The organism is Brachybacterium huguangmaarense, from assembly GCF_025725725.1.
In the GTDB taxonomy this organism is placed as follows: domain Bacteria; phylum Actinomycetota; class Actinomycetes; order Actinomycetales; family Dermabacteraceae; genus Brachybacterium; species Brachybacterium huguangmaarense.
On record NZ_CP107020.1, the window covers coordinates 2,936,048 to 2,955,989 of the forward strand.

General features: G+C 72.2%; 17 protein-coding genes. 8 read left to right on the forward strand and 9 right to left on the reverse strand.

What is annotated here, in order from left to right; genetic code table 11:
- The first annotated feature begins 10 nt into the window (after positions 1 to 10).
- Complete coding sequence (locus BRM3_RS13515) at positions 11 to 1,651, forward strand: dolichyl-phosphate-mannose--protein mannosyltransferase (RefSeq protein WP_396126961.1); 1,641 nt, start codon at positions 11 to 13, stop codon at positions 1,649 to 1,651.
- 59 nt (positions 1,652 to 1,710) lie between these two features.
- Positions 1,711 to 3,840 (forward strand): 4-alpha-glucanotransferase, encoded by a 2,130-nt coding sequence (gene malQ / locus BRM3_RS13520; RefSeq protein WP_263593815.1) that lies wholly within the window; start codon positions 1,711 to 1,713, stop codon positions 3,838 to 3,840.
- Between the two features lie 33 nt (positions 3,841 to 3,873).
- On the opposite strand, the gene BRM3_RS13525 is transcribed toward malQ, so the two are convergent.
- From BRM3_RS13525 to BRM3_RS13555, 7 genes are all read right to left on the reverse strand, one after another.
- Complete coding sequence (locus tag BRM3_RS13525; RefSeq protein ID WP_263593816.1) at positions 3,874 to 4,338, reverse strand: S-ribosylhomocysteine lyase; 465 nt, start codon at positions 4,336 to 4,338, stop codon at positions 3,874 to 3,876.
- A gap of 25 nt (positions 4,339 to 4,363) precedes the next feature.
- Positions 4,364 to 4,921, reverse strand: a complete 558-nt coding sequence (locus BRM3_RS13530; protein ID WP_263593817.1) for a type 2 periplasmic-binding domain-containing protein — start codon at positions 4,919 to 4,921, stop codon at positions 4,364 to 4,366.
- 33 nt (positions 4,922 to 4,954) lie between these two features.
- Complete coding sequence (locus BRM3_RS13535; RefSeq protein WP_263593818.1) at positions 4,955 to 5,779, reverse strand: uroporphyrinogen-III synthase; 825 nt, start codon at positions 5,777 to 5,779, stop codon at positions 4,955 to 4,957.
- Positions 5,776 to 6,153, reverse strand: a complete 378-nt coding sequence (locus BRM3_RS13540) for a DUF4870 domain-containing protein (protein WP_263593819.1) — start codon at positions 6,151 to 6,153, stop codon at positions 5,776 to 5,778. Before BRM3_RS13540 ends, BRM3_RS13535 begins: the two co-directional genes overlap by 4 nt.
- Positions 6,154 to 6,223: 70 nt before the next feature.
- The gene (locus BRM3_RS13545) at positions 6,224 to 7,342 is read right to left on the reverse strand and encodes an alpha-amylase family glycosyl hydrolase (RefSeq protein ID WP_263593820.1); all 1,119 of its coding nucleotides are present in this window, start codon (positions 7,340 to 7,342) and stop codon (positions 6,224 to 6,226) included.
- Between the two features lie 118 nt (positions 7,343 to 7,460).
- A complete protein-coding gene (locus BRM3_RS13550; RefSeq protein WP_263595470.1) occupies positions 7,461 to 9,152 on the reverse strand; it encodes a glycoside hydrolase family 13 protein in 1,692 nt (563 codons plus the stop codon).
- 271 nt (positions 9,153 to 9,423) lie between these two features.
- Positions 9,424 to 10,656 (reverse strand): ROK family transcriptional regulator, encoded by a 1,233-nt coding sequence (locus tag BRM3_RS13555; protein ID WP_263593821.1) that lies wholly within the window; start codon positions 10,654 to 10,656, stop codon positions 9,424 to 9,426.
- Between the two features lie 203 nt (positions 10,657 to 10,859).
- Between BRM3_RS13555 and BRM3_RS13560 the strand changes: the two genes are divergently transcribed.
- The 5 genes from BRM3_RS13560 (at position 10,860) to BRM3_RS13580 (ending at position 17,518) form a co-directional block, all read left to right on the forward strand.
- Positions 10,860 to 12,098: an ABC transporter substrate-binding protein gene (locus BRM3_RS13560; RefSeq protein ID WP_263595471.1), complete on the forward strand. Its 1,239-nt coding sequence runs from the start codon at positions 10,860 to 10,862 to the stop codon at positions 12,096 to 12,098.
- Positions 12,099 to 12,117: 19 nt separating this feature from the next.
- Positions 12,118 to 13,029, forward strand: coding sequence for a carbohydrate ABC transporter permease (locus tag BRM3_RS13565; RefSeq protein ID WP_263593822.1), 912 nt, complete (start codon positions 12,118 to 12,120; stop codon positions 13,027 to 13,029).
- Positions 13,026 to 13,925: a carbohydrate ABC transporter permease gene (locus tag BRM3_RS13570; protein ID WP_263593823.1), complete on the forward strand. Its 900-nt coding sequence runs from the start codon at positions 13,026 to 13,028 to the stop codon at positions 13,923 to 13,925. The genes BRM3_RS13565 and BRM3_RS13570 overlap by 4 nt, the downstream gene beginning before the upstream one ends.
- 107 nt (positions 13,926 to 14,032) lie before the next feature.
- Positions 14,033 to 15,757: a glycoside hydrolase family 13 protein gene (locus BRM3_RS13575; protein ID WP_263593824.1), complete on the forward strand. Its 1,725-nt coding sequence runs from the start codon at positions 14,033 to 14,035 to the stop codon at positions 15,755 to 15,757.
- Between the two features lie 48 nt (positions 15,758 to 15,805).
- Positions 15,806 to 17,518 (forward strand): glycoside hydrolase family 13 protein, encoded by a 1,713-nt coding sequence (locus tag BRM3_RS13580; RefSeq protein ID WP_263593825.1) that lies wholly within the window; start codon positions 15,806 to 15,808, stop codon positions 17,516 to 17,518.
- A 77-nt stretch (positions 17,519 to 17,595) separates the two neighbouring features.
- On the opposite strand, the gene BRM3_RS13585 is transcribed toward BRM3_RS13580, so the two are convergent.
- Positions 17,596 to 18,168, reverse strand: coding sequence for a TetR/AcrR family transcriptional regulator (locus BRM3_RS13585; RefSeq protein ID WP_263593826.1), 573 nt, complete (start codon positions 18,166 to 18,168; stop codon positions 17,596 to 17,598).
- 3 nt (positions 18,169 to 18,171) lie between these two features.
- On the opposite strand from BRM3_RS13585, the gene BRM3_RS13590 reads away from it, so the two are divergent.
- Entirely contained in the window at positions 18,172 to 19,533 is a 1,362-nt protein-coding gene (locus BRM3_RS13590) for an MFS transporter (RefSeq protein ID WP_263593827.1), read from the forward strand.
- Here BRM3_RS13590 and BRM3_RS13595 read toward each other — a convergent pair.
- Complete coding sequence (locus tag BRM3_RS13595; RefSeq protein WP_263593828.1) at positions 19,524 to 19,877, reverse strand: SHOCT domain-containing protein; 354 nt, start codon at positions 19,875 to 19,877, stop codon at positions 19,524 to 19,526. The genes BRM3_RS13590 and BRM3_RS13595 overlap by 10 nt on opposite strands.
- Positions 19,878 to 19,942: the final 65 nt, after the last annotated feature.

Below are 19,942 nucleotides of genomic sequence, written 5' to 3' on the forward strand. Positions count from 1 at the left end.
ATGACCTAGCATGACGCGGGTGAGCACCCGGTCCGATCTCGTCGAGGGCGCCGACGAGCGTCCCGCGCCGCCGGCCCCGGAGGTCGAGGACGCCGACGAGGCGACCCTGCTCGCGACCGCACGTCGCCGCCTGCGCATCGTGCCGCTGACCGACCGGGTGAGCAGCTGGTGGTGGGCGCTCGCCGTCTTCGCGATCGCCCTCGTCCTGCGACTGTGGGGCCTCGGCTCGATCCGCACCCTGATCTTCGACGAGACGTACTACGTCAAGGACGGGTACACGCTGTGGAAGAACGGCACCGAGATGGCGTGGCCGGACGACCCGAACCCCGCCTGGGAGGCCGGGCGGGTCGACACCTATCTCCCGCAGGGCGAGTACGTCGTGCACCCGCCCGTGGGCAAGTGGGTGATCGGCGCCGGCGAGGCCCTGCTCGGCGCCGACAACCCGTGGGGCTGGCGCATCTCGGTGGCCCTGCTCGGCGCGCTGAGCGTGCTCCTGCTCGCGCGCATCGGCCGCCGCCTGTTCCGCTCCACGACCGTCGGCACGATCGCGGCCCTGCTGCTCGCGGTCGACGGCCTGCACCTCGTCATGTCCCGCACCGGGCTGCTCGACATGGTGCTCTCGTTCTTCGTGCTCGCGGCCTTCGGCTGCCTCCTGCTGGACCGGGACCGCTTCCGCGAGCGTCTCGCCGCCGTCTCCGCGCGTGCCGCCGCGACCGGCGAGGCGGTCTCCGTGCTCGGCATCCGCAGCGGACTGCGCCCCTGGCGGATCGGCGCCGGGGTGCTCCTGGGGCTCGCATGCGGCGTCAAGTGGTCGGGCATCTACGTGCTGGCCGTGTTCGGCGTCATGACCGTGCTGTGGGACTGGTGGGCGCGGCGGCGCGTCCGCGAGCGACGGTGGTTCGAGAACGGCCTGTTCCGTGACGCGATCCCCGCCTTCTTCGTCATGGTCGGCGGAGCGCTCGTCACCTACATCGCCTCGTGGTCGGGCTGGTTCGCCTCGTCGAAGGGCTACTTCCGCGACTGGGCGGAGGTCAACGGCCACGCGGGCGGCAACCCGGTGCTCAACGCCCTGCGCTCGCTGTGGCACTACCACACCGAGGCCTACTCCTTCCACGTCGGGCTCGACACCCCCCACCCGTACCAGGCCAATCCGCTGGGCTGGCTCCTGCAGCTGCGGCCCACGAACTTCTACTACCGCGAGCTCGACTACGGCGAGTCGGGCTGCCAGGCCCTGCGGTGCGTCGCACAGGTCAACTCGGTGGGCAACCCGCTCATCTGGTGGCTCGGCACCGCGGCCGTGCTCGTGTGCCTCGTGATGGGGCTGCTGTGGCGCGACGGCCGGGCGCTCGCCGCGCTCGCGGGCCTCGCCGCCGGCTACCTGCCGTGGCTCCTCTACATCCACCGCACGATCTTCACGTTCTACTCGGTGGTCTACGAGCCGTTCCTGGTGCTGTGCCTCGCGTACGTGTTCGGCCTGCTGCTCGGCCCGCGCGAGGCCGAGCGGGACCGCCGTCTGGCGGGCGGCCTGTTCGTCGCCTCCCTGCTCGTGCTGATCGTCATGGTCAGCGCGTTCTTCTGGCCCATCTGGACCGGGCAGGTCATCCCCCAGTCGCAGTGGCACTGGCGGATGTGGCTGCCCAGCTGGCCCTGATCGCACCGCCCGCGAGAAGGGGTGCTGACCTGGGCGCCCGCCACCGTACGATGGTCCGCATGGCTCTGGACTCCTCCTCCCTGCGGGATCTCGCCCGCGAACTCGGCGTCGGCACCGACTACTGGGGGTGGGACGGGATCCGGCGCGACGTCTCCGATGGGACCCTCGTGGCGGTGCTGCGGGCGCTCGGGCACGAGATCGGCGAGGACGCCGACCTCGAGCGGGTCCGCCGCGAGCGCGAGCGCTCCCGGTGGCTGCGCACCCTGCCGCCGGTCGTGGTCGTGCGCGAGGACGCCGAGGTCACGGTCCCCGTCCAGGTCGAGGACGGGACCGCCGTGAGCGTCGAGGCGGTGCTCGAGGACGGCTCGCGGCGCCCGCTCGCCCAGACCGAGGACAACACGCCCCCCGTCGAGATCGACGGCCGCCGCCGTGGCCGCGCCCGCTTCGCCGTGCCCGCCGGGCTCCCGCTGGGCTGGCACCGCCTCGTGGCACGCACGACCCAGGGCGAGGAGGCGTGCGACCTCGTGGTCACGCCGCGTCGGGTGACGGTGCACGAGCAGCTCGGCGCCCGTCGCGCCCTGGGCGTCCAGGCGCAGCTCTACTCGGTGCGCTCGGCGCGCTCGTGGGGCATCGGCGACCTCGGCGACGCCCGCGACCTCGCGGCGATTCTGGGTCATCGCCACGGCGCCGACTTCCTGCTCGTCAACCCGCTGCACGCCTCCGATCCGGCGCCCCCCGTCGAGCCGTCGCCCTACCTGCCGGTGACCCGCCGCTTCACGAGCGCCCTGTACGTGCGCGTCGAGGACATCCCCGAGTATCTCGACCTGCCCGCCGCGGCCCGCGAGCGCGTCGCGCGGGCCCGGGCCGAGGTCGCCCCGCTCAACGAGCGGGCCGACACGATCGAGCGCGATCGCATCCTCGCGTGCAAGAACCGAGCGCTCGCCGAGGTGTTCGCGGTGCCGCTCACGGCGGGCCGTCGGGCCCTGTTCGACGCGTACCGCGCGCGCGAGGGCCAGGGCCTCGAGGACTTCGCGCTGTGGTCGGCGATCCTCGAACGGCGCGCGACCTACACCGACGAGCAGCTCGCGGCGCTCTCCGACCCCCGCTCCCCCGCCGTCGCCGCGGCCCGTGAGGAGCTCGCCGACCGGGTCTCGTTCCACGCCTGGGTGCAGTGGCAGCTCGACCAGCAGATGGCGACCGCCCAGGCCGCCGCGACCGAGTCGGGCATGCGGATCGGCCTCATGCACGACCTCGCGGTGGGCGTCACCCAGCAGGGTGCCGACAAGTGGCGTCTCGGGGACATCCTCGCCCAGGGCGTCGGCGTCGGCGCCCCCGCCGACCAGTACAACCAGCAGGGCCAGAACTGGGACCAGCCGCCGTGGCGGCCCGACCGGCTCGCCGAGGCCGGCTACCGGCCCTGGCGCGACATGCTGCGCTCGCTCATGCGCCATGCGGGCGCCCTGCGGATCGACCACGTGCTCGGGCTGTTCCGGCTGTGGTGGATCCCCGAGGGCAACTCGGCGGCCGACGGCGCGTACGTCTTCTACGACCACGACGCGATGATCGGGATCCTCGCCCTCGAGGCGCAGCGCTCGGGCACCCTCGTGATCGGCGAGGACCTCGGCACCTTCGAGCCGTGGGTCCGCGACTACCTCTCCGATCGCGGGATCCTGGGCACCTCGATCCTGTGGTTCGAGTACGACGCCGAGGGCGGCCCGCTCGATCCCGCGGCCTACCGGCGCCTGTGCCTGGCGAGCGTCAACACCCACGACCTGCCGCCGACGGCCGGCTACCTCGCGGGCGACCACGTGGCGCTGCGCCACGAGCTCGGCCTGCTCGAGCGTCCGCTCGAGCAGGAGCTCGCCGCGGACGAGGCCGCCCGGGAGCGGGTGCTCGACGTGCTGCGGGCCGAGGGGCTGCTCGCCCCCGGCGCCGGCGTCGAGGACACCGTGATCGCTCTGCACCGCCACCTCGCGCGCACCCCGTCGCTCCTGCTGGGCGTCTCGCTCGTGGACTGCGTGGGCGAGCGGCGCATCCAGAACCAGCCGGGGACCGACGAGGAGTACCCCAACTGGCGCATCCCGCTCGCCGACCCCGAGGGCCGGGCCGTGAGCGTCGACGACATCGCGACCGACGCCCGCACGGCGCGCCTGCTCAGCACCGTGCGCGAGAGCCTCGCCGAGGGCTGAGGCCGCGCACGCGCGAGGCGTGAGCGGCGAGGCTCACGCCTCGACGCGCAGCCAGGTGAGGCGCTCGTCGAGCATCGCGCGGGCGGCCGCCTGCGCGCCCTGGAGGTCGTGGTGGGCTCCCCAGCCGCACTGGACCTCGTTGGCCGCGGGGACCTCGGTCGCGTCGAGCACGTCCTGGAGGGTGGACTCGAGCACCGGGTCGAGCTCGTCGGGCGTGTGGTCGCCCGAGAGCAGCACGTAGAAGCCCGTGCGGCAGCCCATCGGGGAGACGTCGATGACGGCGTCGGTGTGGTCGCGCATCTTCTCGGCCATCAGGTGCTCGAGGGAGTGCACGGTCTCGGACTCCAGGTGGGCCGCGTTGGGCTGGGTGAAGCGCACGTCGAACTTGGTCAGGACGTCGCCCGCGGGCAGCACCTTGCGGTCGGCGATCCGGATGTACGGCGCGCTCACGGTGCGGTGATCGAGGTTGAAGCTCTCGACGTTCATCTTCTCGGCCATGGCACGTCCTCCTTCGAAGGTCTGGTCAGCGGGACGAGCGTATCGTCCTTCCGCGCACGACCCCCACGAACTCCTGGCGCAGCTCGTCGTCGAGGGCGCGGGGCCAGGCGAGGCCGATGCGCGTCGCCTCGCCGTCCGAGTGCGGACGGTGGACGACGTCCTTGCGATGGTGCAGGCGCGCGAGCGACAGCGGCATGCGCGCGTACCCGAGGCCGGTCGCGACCTGGGCCACCCGCTCGGCCGCGTCGTCGGCGTGCCGGGGCGCGACCTCCGCCTCGTCGGCCAGGTCGTCGTCGCCGATCTCCTCGAGCAGGCTCAGCAGGTTCTCGTCGCCGATCACGATCGCGGGCCGCTCCTCCCACAGCGGGACCAGGTGCAGGAGCTCGGCGTGGCCGGGTCCTGCGAGCGGGAGCCGCACGAAGCACATGTCGATCTCGCCCGTCGCGAGCGCCTCCTCCTGCCGCGACAGCGGGACGGGGACGACCTCGAGCGCCGCGGGACGCGGGCCGGTGCGCCAGCGTCGGACGAAGCGATCGGGCTCGACGCCGGGGATGAAGCCGACGCGCAGGGATGACGCGCTCATGGGGCCAGCCTACGGGCCGCCCCGACCGCGCGGTCAGGCCAGGGCGTCCGTGAGCAGGCGGATCATCGCGCCCATCCGCTCGCGCTCGGGGAAGATCACCGGCACCTGGGCGTCCCTGAGGGGCTGGGCGGTGACGTGCCCGACCGCGACCGCACGGCAGCGGCCGTCGCGCAGGGCCTCGCGCAGCGCCTCGAGGCGGTCCGCGGCACGGGCGCTCGCCCACAGCGCCTCGACGGCGGGGCCGGCGGTGAAGGTCACGGCGTCGACGTCGCCGGCGATGATCTGCTCGATCATCGCGGCGACGGCCGTCTGGTCCTCCCCCGCCTGCCACCGGTACGGGGACACCACGTGCACCGTGCAGCCGGCGCCGCGCAGCCGGTCGAGCTGGCGCTCGTCGACGTAGCCGTGGCGCTGCAGGCCCACGGGGACGTCGCGGATCCCGGCGTCGAGCACGAGGTCGACGAGGGACGCGGTGGTCTCGTCGGGGGCGGCCGGCGGGTCGGCGAAGCCCCGCCCGCGCACGGCGCCTCGCGCCTTGGGGCCGCGGCAGAAGACGCGCAGGCCCGCGATCTGCGTCTCGGCACGGTCGCGCAGGTCCGGCGGCAGGGCGTCGAGCCAGGTCGTGAAGCCCTGGCCCGTGGTCACGAGCAGCGCCGCGGGCCGGGCGTCGAGCAGGGCGCGCGTCTCGGCGAGCAGGTCCTCGTCCTCGTCGACGGGCACGATGCGCATGGTCGCGGCGTGGACCACCTCGGCGCCCTGGCGCGTCAGGGCGGCGATCTGGTCGTCGGCGCGGCGATGGGCGGTCACGGCGATCCGTCGGCCCTCGAGCGGCCGCGCCGACGGGTCGGGGGCGCTCACGAGAGCAGCGGGAGCGTCAGCGGGTACTTGTACAGCTCGAAGCGCGAGGCGGCGAGCGCGGCGAGGATCGGGAAGAGGATGCCGAGCACGTAGACGGCGGCCCAGATGATCCAGCCGACGGGCGCGAGGATGATCGTGAACTGCAGGATGGTGGCGACCGCGCTCGCGATGACCAGGGTCACCGCGAAGTTGAACGACCCGGCCGCGGCGTTGCGCACGAGGGCGTCCTTGTCCTTATAGAGGAACCAGAAGATGAGCGGCCCCACGAAGGCGAGGATGCCGGCGCTCAGGATGGCGGAGATGATGAGGGACAGGTGGCACAGGATCGCCCACGTACGGGCGGCGTCGCGAGAGGGCGTCGGTACGTTCGTCATGCCTGCATCCTTCCAAGTCGGCGGCCGGGAGTGAAGGGGGTTATCCCCCGAGGTGGCGGGGACGGGGAGCTCACGTGTCGAGGATCCAGACGGCGGTGTCGGCGGGGATGCGGGCGGGATCGGGCAGCACGCGGCTCGCGAGCAGCACCCGGCCGTCGGGCATCGGATAGGGCGCCACGCCCGTGTGCAGGACCGCGTTCCAGGGGCCGCGGCGCACGTGCAGCACGTCGTCGCGCCCGGTGTCGACCCAGTCGAGGGGCTCCTCGCCCGCCAGGTAGGCGCGATAGGCCAGGGCCGCCCGGTACATCGTGAGCGTCGAGCCGGGGTCGAAGCTCTCGGCCTCGACCGAGAGCCCCCCGGACCACGGCGGCTGCGGCGACCGGGCCCCGCCGGCCTCCTGCAGCCCGAGCTCCTCGCCCTGGAGCAGACCGACGCCGCCGGGCAGGGCGAGCACGAACAGCGAGGCGGCACGGGCGCGGGCGAGCCCGAGGGCGACCGGCACCTCCTCGATGTCGCCGCCCTCTCGCAGCCACTGCTCGACGGCATCGGGACCGGCCCCCATGCCGGGGAGGAACGCGAAACGGGTGGCGTGGCGCACTGCGCCCGGTCTCGACAGCACCCACGTGGGCGCGCCGCCGGCGACGCGTGCGGCCTCGAGGGCCTGCTCGATCCGGCGTCGGAGGCCCGCGGCCTCGAACTCCTCGGCAGTCAGGTCGACGTCGATCGCCGCGGGCTCCGGCGCCGCCGGCTCGGCCGCGCCCTCGCCTCGGCGGAGCACCAGGAGCCGCCCGTCGCGGCAGAGGGCGTCGACATCGTGCGCGGACCAGTCCCGCGCCGTCTCGTCCTCCCCGGCGTCCGCCTCCTCGAGGATCAGGCCGAGCTGGACGGCGTGCAGCGCTGCGGCCAGCGCGCCGATCTCCTCGGGAGCGCCCGCGCCGGCGTCGAGCCGCACCGCGTCGACGCCGAGGTCGCGCAGGTAGGGGATGTGGGAGGTAAGGCCTGCGAGGTCGCCCACGCCGTCGCCGTCCGCGTCGGCGAACGATGCCGTGTGGACCCGGTAGACGGCGGCACGGCGCCACCGGTCACCGGTCGTGGCATGAGCGGGCCGGGACGCGACCTCGACGGGCACACCGGGGTCGACGAGGTCGGAGGGCTCAGCGGGGGCCGGGTGGCGGGCGTCAGGACTCACCTCTCCAGGCTAGGGGCGCTCCGACGCCGCTCCCGGGCCTTCGGTCCCCGCCGCGGGCCCGGGACGGCGGACGGCCCGGCCGGGAGATCCCGACCGGGCCGTCGGCGCACGCGTCGGATCAGCGGCGCAGCCACACCGTCGTCGCGCCCGGCAGCACGAGCGCGCCGTCCTGCGCGCGGTCGACCTCGCCGCTCGCGAGCAGGACCTCAGCCGCGGGGACCGAGGCCGGGGCGTCGCCGAAGTTGGTGACGGTGACCCAGCCGCCGGGACGCTCGAAGGCGAGCACGTCACCGGTCGACAGCGACTCGTCCCACGTCAGGGTCTCCGCGGTCTCGAGCTCGTGGCGCCGACGCAGGGCCTCCCGGTACAGGGTCAGGGTCGAGCCCTCGACCCCGTCCTGGGCCTCGACGGAGACGTCGCCGAACCAGGCGGGCTGGGGCAGGTGGGACCCGCCCTCGCCGAAGCCGAAGGACGAGCCCGTGCGGGTCCACGGCAGCGGCACGCGGCAGCCGTCGCGCCCGGGACCGTCCTTCTCGAGCTGCTCGCGCGAGGCCCGGAAGAAGGAGGGGTCCTGGCGCTGCTCGGCCGGGATGTCGGCGACCTCGTGGAGCCCGAGCTCCTCGCCCTGGTACAGGTAGGCGCTGCCGGGCAGGGCCAGCTCGAACAGGGTCGCCGCGCGGGCACGGCGCACGCCGAGCTCGGGGTCGATGCCGTCCGCCGGGCCGCCCGCGAGCAGCCATGCCGCGCCGCGCTTGGACGTGCCGTCGGAGGGCGCGAGCGCGTAGCGGGTCGCGTGGCGCACGACGTCGTGGTTGGAGAACACCCACGTGATCGACGAGCCGTGCGCCTCGGCCTCCGTCAGGTTGCCCGTCACGATGCGACGGAAGTCGGCGGCGTCGAAGTCGGCCTCGAGCAGGTCGAAGTTGAAGGCCTGGCCCAGGCTGCCGGGGTGGGCGTAGCGGGCCCGGCGCTCGGCGGTCTGCGCCCAGGCCTCGGCCACGGCCATGCGGGGAGGCGTGTACTCGTCGAACACCGTGCGCCACTCGGCGTAGATCTCGTGCACCTCGTCGCGGTCCCACAGCGGGTGCGTGCCGTCCAGCTGCGGCAGGGCCTTGAGCTCCGCCTTCGAGGGCAGCGGCTCGCTCAGGTCCTTGGCCAGGCCGTGGGCGACGTCGACGCGGAAGCCGTCGACCCCGCGGTCGGACCAGAAGCGCAGGGTGGTCAGGAAGTCCTCGCGCACCTCGGGGTGCTTCCAGTTGAAGTCGGGCTGCTCGCGCGCGAAGAGGTGGAGGTACCACTGCCCGTCCTCGACCCGGGTCCACGCCGGGCCGCCGAAGATCGACTCCCAGTCCGCGGGCGGCAGCTCGCCGTTCTCGCCGCGGCCGTCGCGGAAGATGTAGCGATCACGGGCGTTCGACCCGCGCGGCGAGGCGAGGGCCTCGCGGAACCAGGCGTGGCGGTCCGAGGAGTGGTTGGGCACGAGGTCGACGATCAGCCGGATGCCAGCGCCGTGCAGGGCCGCGGACATCTCGTCGAAGTCGGCGAGGGTGCCGATGGCCGGGTCGACGTCACGGTAGTCGTCGACGTCGTAGCCGCCGTCGGCGAGCGCCGAGGGGTAGAAGGGGGAGAGCCAGACGGCGTCGATCCCGAGCTCGCGGAGGTACGGGACGCGCGAGATGATCCCGCGCAGGTCACCGATACCGTCGCCGTTGGCGTCGGCGAAGGAGCGGGGGTAGATCTGGTAGACGGCCGCCTGCCGCCACCAGTTCGGATCGTCGACGAGCACGGTGGACGCCGGCGTGGAGGTCATGGTCACGAGATGTGTCCTGTTCTGCTTCGGGGTGGTCTGTCGGGGCGTGATCCGCGCCGCGGCACACGGGCATGACAGGGGCCCGACGTGCGGTCGGGTGCCGTGGGAGGGCGGCGCGGGGCGGCCTCGCGTGCTGTCACGAGCACCGCCCGGAGGTTAGATCACATGAATGGATCAACGCACCGCAACCAGTATGGGACTGCCGCCGGGACCCGTCAACGCGAGACGTCGGAGCCTGCCGTGTGTGCTTGCGCACCGACGGCGGCCTCTCTCAGTCGTCGCCGCGTCGCCGGGAGCTGAGAAGGGGGAGCGCGATCTCCTGCGCGGCCTCGCGCGCGGCCGAGACGGCGCCGAGGGAGACCGCGTCGCCCGCGAGCTCGGAGGCCACGATCTCGGGCGGGGGCAGCTCGAGCTCCTGGGCGACGAAGGCGCTCGCGAGCTCGATCACCTCGCCGAGCGCCCCGGCCACGGCGCCGCACACGACGATCACCTCGGGGTCGTAGAAGTGGGCGACCACGGCGCAGATCCGCCCCATCAGGTCCCCCAGCTCCTCGAGCAGCGGCCGGGAGACGGGGTCGGACAGCCGTGCGGTCGCGAGCACGGCCTCGGCGGTGACCCCCACCCCGGACAGCCGGGCCCACGGGTGCTCGGCCGGGATGCGGCCGGCCTCGAGCGCCTCGCGCACCCAGTTCTCGGCACGTTCGCCGATCCCGAGGGTCCCGGCCACCCCGGGCACGAAGGAGAGGCCCTCGAGCTCGCCCACGCCCCCGTGCGCGCCGCGCACGAGGCGCCCCTCGAGCACGACGCCCGAGCCGAGGCGACGACCCGAGAGCATGGCGACGAAGTGGTCGCAGCCGCGGGCGGCGCCGAGGGTGCCCTCGGCGAGCGCCGCGAGTGCCGCGTCGTTCTCGACCCGCACGGCCGGGAAGCTGTCGGCGAGGGCGTCGCGGAAGCCCGCGTTCATGAGCTGCCAGAACTGGTTGGAGTGCGAGGGGGACGCGCCCTCCCCGTCGACGGGCGCCGGCACCCCGACCGCGACGGCGAGCACGTCGTGCGGCGAGCCCCCGGCGGTCTCGAGGCCCGTCGCGATCGCGTCGAGAGCCGCCGCCCGCCGGGCCTCGGCGACGCGGTCGTCGGCGGCGCCGCCGGGCACGTAGCCGGAGTTGCGCACCTCGACCTGCTCGCGCGCGAGGATCCGACCGGCGAGATCCGCGACCACGGCGGTGAGATGGCGGTGGCCCGCGTCGATCCCGATCACGATGCCCGCGTCGCCCCGCAGCGCGAAGCGCCGGGCGGGCCGGCCGAGACGGCCGCCCTGCTCGGGCTCGGAGCTCGAGAGCTCGCGGATCAGCCCGAGCTCGATGAGGGTGTCGAGGGCTCGCAGGGCGGTCGTGCGGGTCAGCCCGAGCGCGGCCATGACATGGTCCGCGCGGAAGACTCCGGCGTCCCACGCGAAGGTGAGGACGTCGGCCGTACTCCCCCGATGCTCTGCAAGAACATCCATGTCGGGACTCCCTTGACCGTTGCTCGAACCTGGTGCACTATAACCGAGCCGAGGTTTCTCCGATGGCTACATTTAGTCACCCCATCGACTGGCGATGCCGGTGACGGACGAAGAAGGACAACGACGTGCCTCAACCATCACCCCATGCCCCGGGCGATCCCCGCGCCGCCGAGCGCTCCGCCTGGGCACCATCCCGCCGCACGCTGCTCAAGACCCTCGGAGGGGCCGGCCTCGTCGGCGCCGTGCCGTGGCTCGCCGGGTGCTCGTCGAGCAGCCGCGAGACGATCACCTTCTACCAGTCGAAGCCGGAGGCGATCTCCTACTTCAGCCAGCTCGCCGCCGACTTCACGGCCTCGCAGGATCAGTACCGGATCCTGCACGACGTCTCCACGAGCCTCTCGGCGAGCTTCGTGCGCAGCAACCCGCCGGATCTGGGCTGTCTCAACTACAACCTCGAGATGGCCCGCTTCATGGAGCGCGGCGCCCTGACGGACCTGTCCGACCTCCCGGAGGCGGCGACGATCCGCGAGGACATCGTCGAGCTCACCAAGGCGTATCCCCAGTACGAGAAGCGCACGAGCGTGCTCCCCTACTCGGCGATGGCGGCCTCGGTCATCTACAACAAGAAGATCTTCGAGGACAACGGGATCGAGGTCCCCGCCACGTGGGACGCCCTGATCGACGTGTGCGACCGGCTGCAGGCCGCGGGCGTCACGCCCTTCTACGCGACCTTCCTCGACGCGTGGACGATCGCCCAGGGCTGGTTCGACTACCCCGTGGGCGGCATGATCGACGTCGCCGAGTTCTACAAGAAGATGAACGCGATCGGCGCCGACGTCGGCCCGAACTCCGAGGTCTCCTTCCAGAAGACCCTGCTCGAGCCCGTGCAGAAGATGGTCCAGCTCGGCCAGTACATCAACTCCGACGCCCCGAGCCGCGGCTACGGGGACGGCAACACGGCCTTCGCCAACGGCGAGGCCGCCATGATCCTCCAGGGACCGTGGGCCTTCAGCGAGTTCGACAAGGCCGGCACCGACCTGCAGGCCGGCACCTTCCCCTTCCCGGCGACGAACGACGCCGAGGACCTCAAGGTGCGCGTCAACATCGACCTGTCCCTGTGGGTGCCGGACGCGGCCAACGGGCAGGACGGCGCCCGGGCGTTCCTCCAGTACCTGATGAAGCCCGAGATCCAGGATCCGTACAACGCGAAGTTCCTGGGCTTCGGCACCACCAAGGATGCGCCGCCCGTGACGGACGAGCGCATCGTCGGCATGCAGCCGTACTACGACGACGGGAAGTTCTACATGGGGGCCTCGCAGTTCATCCCCAACAACATCCCCTATCAGAACTACCTGCAGTCGATCATGCTCGGAGACGTGGAGCCCGAGCCCATGCTCGCGCAGCTCGACAGCGACTGGGCCTCGCTCGCCTACCGCGCATAAGAGACGAAGGAGTCTACGTATGTCCACCGCACCTCGGGGCGAGCAATCCTCCCCCGCCCTCAAGCACACGAAGAGACGCGTCGAGCCGATCTACTGGCTCTTCCTCTTCCCGGCCGTCGCCGTCTTCACCCTGCTCATCACCTACCCCGCCATCCAGGGCTTCACGATGAGCTTCACCAACTCGATCGGCTTCGGCGACTTCGACTGGATCGGGTTCCGCAACTACATCTCGCTGTTCCGCGACCCGAACATGCTGGGGTCCTACGGCTTCACGTTCCTGTTCGCGATCACCACGGTCATCCTGGTCAACATCATCGCGTTCTTCCTGGCCCTCGGGCTCACCGCGAAGATCCGGTTCACCAACGGCCTGCGGGCGATCTTCGTGATCCCCATGGTGATCTCGGCGATCATCTACTCCTACGTGTTCCGCTTCCTGTTCAACAACTCGCTGCCGGTGCTGGGCGAGGCCCTGGGCTCCCAGACCCTGTCCGAGAGCCTCCTGGCCAATCCGCACTGGGCATGGTTCGCGATCGTCATCGTCACGGTCTGGGGCTCGGTTCCCGGCACCATGCTCATCTACATCGCCGGCCTGATGACCGTGCCCGGCGAGGTCTACGAGGCCAGCTCGATCGACGGCGCGACCCCGTGGAAGAACCTGATCCACATCACCCTGCCGCTCGTGGCCGGCTACGTGGGCATCAACATCATCCTGGGCTTCAAGGGCTTCCTGGCGGTGTACGACCAGATCGTCGCCCTCACCGGCGGCGGTCCCGGCACGGCCACCCGCTCGGTCGCCTTCACGATCTTCGCCGGCTTCCAGGGGGGCGACTACGCCTATCAGATGGCCAACGCGGTCGTCTTCTTCATCATCACCGTCATCATCGCGCTCGTGCAGATGCGCGTCACCCAGGGAAGGGCGTACGTCGCATGAGCGCCACGACCACCTCCGCCACGTCCGCCAGCGTGCTCACGTCGAGCTCCAAGCGCCCACGACGACACAAGGTCGGCCGGGACCGCATCAACTGGCCCGCCACGATCCTGCTGATGGTCGCGTCGCTGACCGTGCTGGTGCCGCTGTACGTCACGGTGTCGATGGCGTTCAAGACCACCAAGCAGTCCACCGACGGCAACGCCTTCAGCCTCCCGAGCCCGTTCAGCACGAGCGGCTTCGTGGAGGCGTGGCAGCTGACCAACTTCCCGCGCGCCTTCGTGGTCTCGGTCATCGTGACCGTGATCGCGGTGGTCGGGGCGATCCTGGTCTCGGCGATGGCCTCCTACGCGATCGTGCGCAACTGGGACCGCAAGCCGTTCCGCTACTGCTTCTTCTACCTGCTGGCCGCGATGTTCATCCCGTTCCCGGTGGTCGCGCTCCCGCAGGTCAAGCTCACAGGCATCCTGGGGCTCGACAACTACGTCGGCGTCGCGATCCTCCACATCGTGTTCAGCCTCGCGTTCAACTCGCTGCTGTTCACGACGTTCCTGCGCTCGATCCCGCTCGAGCTCGAGGAGTCCATGCGGATGGACGGGGCGAGCACCTGGCAGACGTTCTGGCGGCTCATCTTCCCGCTGCTGTCCCCGATGGCCGCCACGGTCGGCATCTTCGCCTTCCTGGCATCATGGAACGACTTCATGATGCCGAGCCTGATCATCTCCCAGCCCGAATGGCAGACGATCCCCGTGGTCAACAGCATCTTCCAGACCCAGTTCAGCAACAACTACAACGTCAGCTTCGCGTCCTACCTGATGGCGATGGCCCCGGCCATCATCGTCTACCTGTTCGCGCAGCGCTGGGTCATGTCCGGCCTGACCCAGGGCGCCATCAAGTAGTCCGCCCACCCGGTCGACGACACGGGCGCAGCGCCTCGCGCGCCGCGCCCGTGTCGTCCTCTCCGGGGCCTGTCCGACTTTCCCCCGCCTCGAATCCAGGAGACTCCGTGACCACCGATCACCCCGCCCTCGCCCCGACCTCCCGCCCGGACGGCTGGTGGAGGTCGGCGGTCGTCTACCAGATCTACCCGCGCTCGTTCCAGGACACCGACGGCGACGGGATCGGCGACATCCCCGGCATCACCTCCCGCCTGGACTACCTCGCCGAGCTCGGCGTCGACGTGCTCTGGCTCTCCCCCGTCTACCGCTCCCCCCAGGTCGACAACGGCTACGACATCAGCGACTACCAGGACGTCGACCCCCTGTTCGGCACCCTGGCCGACCTCGACGAGCTGATCGCCGCCACCCACGCGCGCGGCATGAAGCTCGTCATGGACCTCGTGGTCAACCACACCTCCGACCAGCACGCCTGGTTCACCGAGTCCCGCGACCCCGCCTCGGCCAAGCGCGACTGGTACTACTGGCGCCCCGCACGCGAGGGCCACGAGCCCGGCACCCCCGGCGCCGAGCCCGACGACAGCCGCGCTGCCTTCGCGCCCTCGGCCTGGACCTACGACCCCGCCAGCGGCGAGTACTACCTCGGCATCTTCAGCCCCGGCCAGCCCGACCTCAACTGGGAGAACGAGGACGTGCGCCACGCCGTGCACCGGATGATGCGCTGGTGGGTCGACCGCGGCGTCGACGGCTTCCGCATGGACGTCATCAACCTCATCTCCAAGCCCGCCGCCCTGACCTCCGGCGGCCCCATCCCCGCCGGCGCCGGAGGCTTCGGCGCGATCGCCAACGGACCCCGCCTGGACGAGTTCCTCGCCGAGATGAACCGCGAGGTCGGACTCGACGCGGAGCACCTCATCACCGTCGGCGAGATGCCCGGCGCGACCGTCGAGGTCGCCCGCCGCGTCACCGACCCCGCCCGCCGCGAGCTGAACATGGTGTTCACCTTCGAGCACGTCAACCTCGACCAGGCCTCGCACAGCAAGTGGGACCTGGCCGACCTCCCCCTGCCCGTGCTCAAGGCCAACCTCGCCCACTGGCAGGAGGGCCTGGCCGACGCCGGGTGGAACTCCCTCTACCTCGACAACCACGACCAGCCCCGCGCGGTCTCGCGCTTCGGCGACGACTCCCCCGAGCACCGGGTGAGCTCCGCCAAGACCCTCGCGACCGTGCTGCACCTGCACAAGGGCACCCCGTACGTCTACCAGGGCGAGGAGTTCGGCATGACCAACGCCCCCCTCACCCGGATCGAGCACTACCAGGACGTCGAGTCCCTGAACTACCACACCCTCGCCACCGCGGGCGGGACACCCGAGGAGGAGGTCCTGGCCTCCCTGGCCGCCAAGAGCCGCGACCACGCCCGCACCCCCGTGCAGTGGGACGCGACCGACAACGCCGGCTTCACCACCGGCACCCCGTGGTTCGCCGTCAACCCCGACCATACCGAGATCAACGCCGAGGCCGCCCGCCGGGACCCCGACTCGGTGTTCGCGCACTTCCAGCGCCTGATCCGCCTGCGCCACGACAGCGAGACCGTCCGCGAGGGCCGCTTCGCCCTCCTGCTGCCCGACCACGAGCAGATCTGGGCCTTCACCCGTACCCTCGAGGACGAGCGTCTGCTCGTGGTGGCCAACTGCTCGTCCCGGCCCGCCGAGCTCCCCCTGCAGGAGCTGGGCGAGCTCGACGACGCCGAGCTCGTGCTCGGCACCCATGCCGACCGCGACCCCGGCCGCCTCGCGGCGTGGGAGTCACGCGTCCTCCGCGTCCGCACCCTCTGACGCCTGCACCACCGCCCCACCCATCCGATCCGGAGGACCTTCCGCTCCATGACCCAGCTCATCGACAGCCGCACCCCGCTCCTGGTGGACGACCCCGACTGGTGGCGCCAGGCCGTCGTCTACCAGATCTACCCGCGCTCCTTCGCCGACGCCACCGGCGACGGGATCGGCGACCTGCGCGGGATCATCTCGCGCATCGACTATCTCGCCGCGCTCGGCATCGACGCGGTGTGGCTGTCCCCCTTCTATCCCTCCGCTCTCGCCGACGGCGGCTACGACGTCGACGACTACCGCGACGTCGACCCGCGGATCGGCACGCTCGAGGAGTTCGACGCGATGGCGGCGGCGCTCCACGAGGCCGGGATCCGCCTGATCGTCGACATCGTGCCCAACCACTCCTCGAACCGACACCGCTGGTTCCGCGAGGCGCTCGCCTCCCCTCCGGGCTCCCCCGCCCGCGAGCGGTACATCTTCCGTGACGGCCGCGGGGAGCACGGGGAGATCCCGCCCTCGGACTGGACCTCCGTCTTCGGCGGCCCGGCCTGGACCCGGGTCGAGGACGGCCAGTGGTACCTGCACACCTTCGCGATCGAGCAGCCCGACTGGAACTGGTCGCACCCCGAGGTGCGCGAGGACTTCCTGACCACGCTGCGGTTCTGGGCGGATCGAGGTGTCGACGGCTTCCGCGTCGACGACGCGAACCTCCTGGCCAAGGACCTCTCGGCCGACCCGCTGCCGACGGCCGAGGAGCTCGCCGCGATGCCTCTGGACGGCACGCACCCGACGACGGACCGCGACGAGGTGCAGGACATCTACGCCGCGTGGCGGGCCGTGTTCGACGAGTACACCCCGCCCCGCACCGCGGTCGCGGAGGCATGGATCGAGTCGCCCGAGCGGCGAGCGCGCTACGCGAGCCCGGCGAGCCTCGGGCAGGCCTTCAACTTCGACCTCCTGCAGGCCGACTTCGACGCCGCGCAGTTCCGCCGCATCGTCACGGACAACCTCGAGCAGGTGACCCTCTCGGGGTCCTCGAACACGTGGGTGCTGTCCAACCACGACGTCGTGCGCCACGTGACCCGCTACGGGCTCGCGCCGCTGAAGGGCCGGCACGCCAAGCAGGGCATCGACTGGATGCTCGCCGGCGCCCCCGAGGACGAGATCGACCGCGGGCTCGGCGAGCGTCGTGCCCGCGCGGCGACCCTGTTCGAGCTCGCCCTGCCCGGCAGCGCCTACCTGTACCAGGGCGAGGAGCTCGGCCTGCACGAGGTCACGGACATCCCCGACGAGCAGCGGCAGGACCCGGCGTTCTGGCGCTCCACGCCGGAGGAGCGCACGCAGGACGGGCTGGGCCGCGACGGCACCCGCGTGCCGCTGCCCTGGTCCCGCACGGGCTCGTCCTTCGGCTTCGGCGACGGCGGGTCCCACCTGCCCCAGCCCGCCTGGTTCGGCGAGCTGTCGGTCGAGGCCGAGGAGGCCGACCCGGGCTCGTCGCTGCAGATGTACCGCTGCGCCCTCGCCCTGCGCCACGAGCTGCAGGGCGGCGAGGAGCTGGTCTGGGACGAGACGCTCTCGACGGCCGACGTGCTCGCCTTCGAGCGCCCCGGCGGCTGGCTGAGCGTGACCAACTTCGGCGCCGAGCCCGTCGACCTGCCCGCGGGCGAGCTGCTGCTCGCGAGCGGGCCGCTCGACGGCGACGCCGCTGTCGGGTCGCGGCGGCTCCCCGGCGCGACCACGGCCTGGCTGCGCCGCTCGGCGCTCTGAGCCCGCGCCGTCGCGCTCGCTGACCCGCGGCCCGCCCGCCCCCGACGTGGGGCGGGCGGGCCGCGGCGCGTGGCCGGTCACTCGGGGACGAGGGGTCCGTTGCGGTCGGTCAGGGCCAGGATCGCGGCGCGCGCCCGGTCGATGGTCTCGGGGCGCAGGCTCGTGTCCCACGGCGCGCCGGCCATGAACCCCTCGGCGGCGCTGCAAGCCAGCAGGATCCGGTCCGGGTGGAGGCCGTCCTCGCCGCAGCGCGTCCGCCAGTCGTCGGTGTCCTCCTGGACCCTGCGCGCGACCTCCGGGATCACGCACAGCGTGGTCCAGAGCGTCGGGTCATTGCAGTCGGCCTGATGCTCGGCCTCGTCGAAGACGGCGCGGACGTAGCCGCGCACGAGCTTGCCGGGATGGTTCTCGGACAGGTCGACGAGGGCCAGGGCCTTGGCGCGGAAGCGCTCGAGGGCGTCGCGGGCGACCTCCTGGAGCAGGATCTCGCGGCTCGGGAAGTGGTGGAGCAGTCCGCCCTTGGTCACGCCCGCCGCCTGGGCGATCGCGCCGATCGTCGCATGCGTGCCGTGCTCGCGGATGGCCGCACGGGCGGCGTCGAGGATCGCGCGGCGTGTGCGCTCGGTGTTGCGGGTGGCGGTCTCGCCCATCGATTGCTCAGCTCTCTGTACTCCTTCGCGCTCGCGGGGCTGCTCGTGACGATGGGCAACGTCGCCGACCGGATCGGGCGCAAGCGGCTGCTCCTGACGGGCTCCCTCGGCTTCGGCGTCGCCTCCGCGATCGCCGCCTTCTCCCCCTCCCCCGAGGTGCTGATCGCGGCCCGTGCCCTGCTCGGGGTCGCGGGGGCGACCCTCATGCCCTCGACCCTGTCGCTCATCCGCGGCATGTTCCGCGATGCCCGCCAGCGCACACGCGCGATCGCGATCTGGTCGGCGGGGGCCACGGGCGGCGCCGCGCTCGGTCCGCTCGTCGGCGGGTGGCTGCTCGAGCACTTCTGGTGGGGCTCGGTGTTCCTCATCAACGTCCCGGTCATGGTGCTGGTCATCGGGCTCGGCCTGCCCCTGCTGACCGAGTCGCGCAACCCGTCCCGCGCTCCGATCGACCTGCTCTCGGCGCTCCTGTCGTTCGCCGCGATCGTGCCGCTCGTCTATGCCGTCAAGACCGTCGTCAAAGAGGGGCCGAGCACGCCCGTCCTGCTCGGCGCCGTGATCGGGCTCGCCGCGGGCCTCGCCTTCGTCGTGCGCCAGCGCCGGCTGACGCACCCGCTCATCGATGTCTCCCTCTTCGCACGACCGGCGTTCAGCGGCTCGGTGGCCGCGAACGCGGTGTCGATCTTCGCGCTCAGCGGGCTGCTGTTCTTCTTCTCCCAGTACCTGCAGCTCGTGCGCGGCATGACGCCGCTCGTGGCCGGCCTCGCCGAGCTGCCCGGCACCCTGGCCGCGATCCTCGGCGTCACCCTCGTGGCATGGATGGTCACCCGCCTCGGGCGCGGGCGCGCGATCGGCGCCATGCTGCTCACGACCGCGCTCGGCATGGCGGGCGTCGCGCTCGCCGAGTCGATGCCCGGCTACGTGTGGCTCGCCCTCGCCCTCGTCGTGACGGGCGCGGGCATCAGCATCGCCTCGACGATCGCGATCGATACGGTGGTCACCGTGGTCCCGCCCGCGCGCGCCGGGGCGGCCTCCTCGATCTCGGAGACCGCCTACGAGCTGGGCACCGCGCTCGGCATCGCGGTGCTCGGCTCCGTGCTCGGGGCCGCCTACCGGGCACGGGTGGAGGTGCCGCCCGGCACGCCCTCGCACGTCGCCGAGGCGATGTCCGACTCCCTCGCGGCGGCCGTCACGACGATCGGCCCGGACCACCCCGGACTGCTCGCGAGCGCGCAGCACGCCTTCACCGGCGCGATGCAGACCACCGCCCTCACCGCGGCGGCCGTCCTCGCGGCCGTCGGGGTGATGGCGCTGGTCGTGATCCCCTCCTCCGTGGAGAGCGGGGAGCCCGCCGCTCACGGCTGATCGGTCAGCGCGGCGCTCGCGCGCACCACCTCCAGCCGCTTGCGGTACTCGGCCTCGTCGATGTCGCCGCGGGCGAAGCGCTCGGCGAGGGTCACCTCGGCGCGGCGCAGGGGCGCGGCGGCGTCCGCGGCGCGGCGAGCCGCCTCGTCGGAGCGGCGCTGGGAGGCGTCATGACGGCGCCACCGGGTCACGAGCACGATGACGACCACGATCACCGCGATCCAGAACAGCGGGATGATGAAGAAGAACGGGAAGCCCGGCCCGCCGTGGCCGCCCATGTGGGGGCCGGGGCCGCCCTCGGCGAGGATCGGCGAGGTCAGGGCGGTGGCGATCGCATTCGACATGACATGTCCTTTCGACGGCGGGCCGCCTCCGGTGCGACCCGATGCCTCCAGCCAACCGCCCGGGG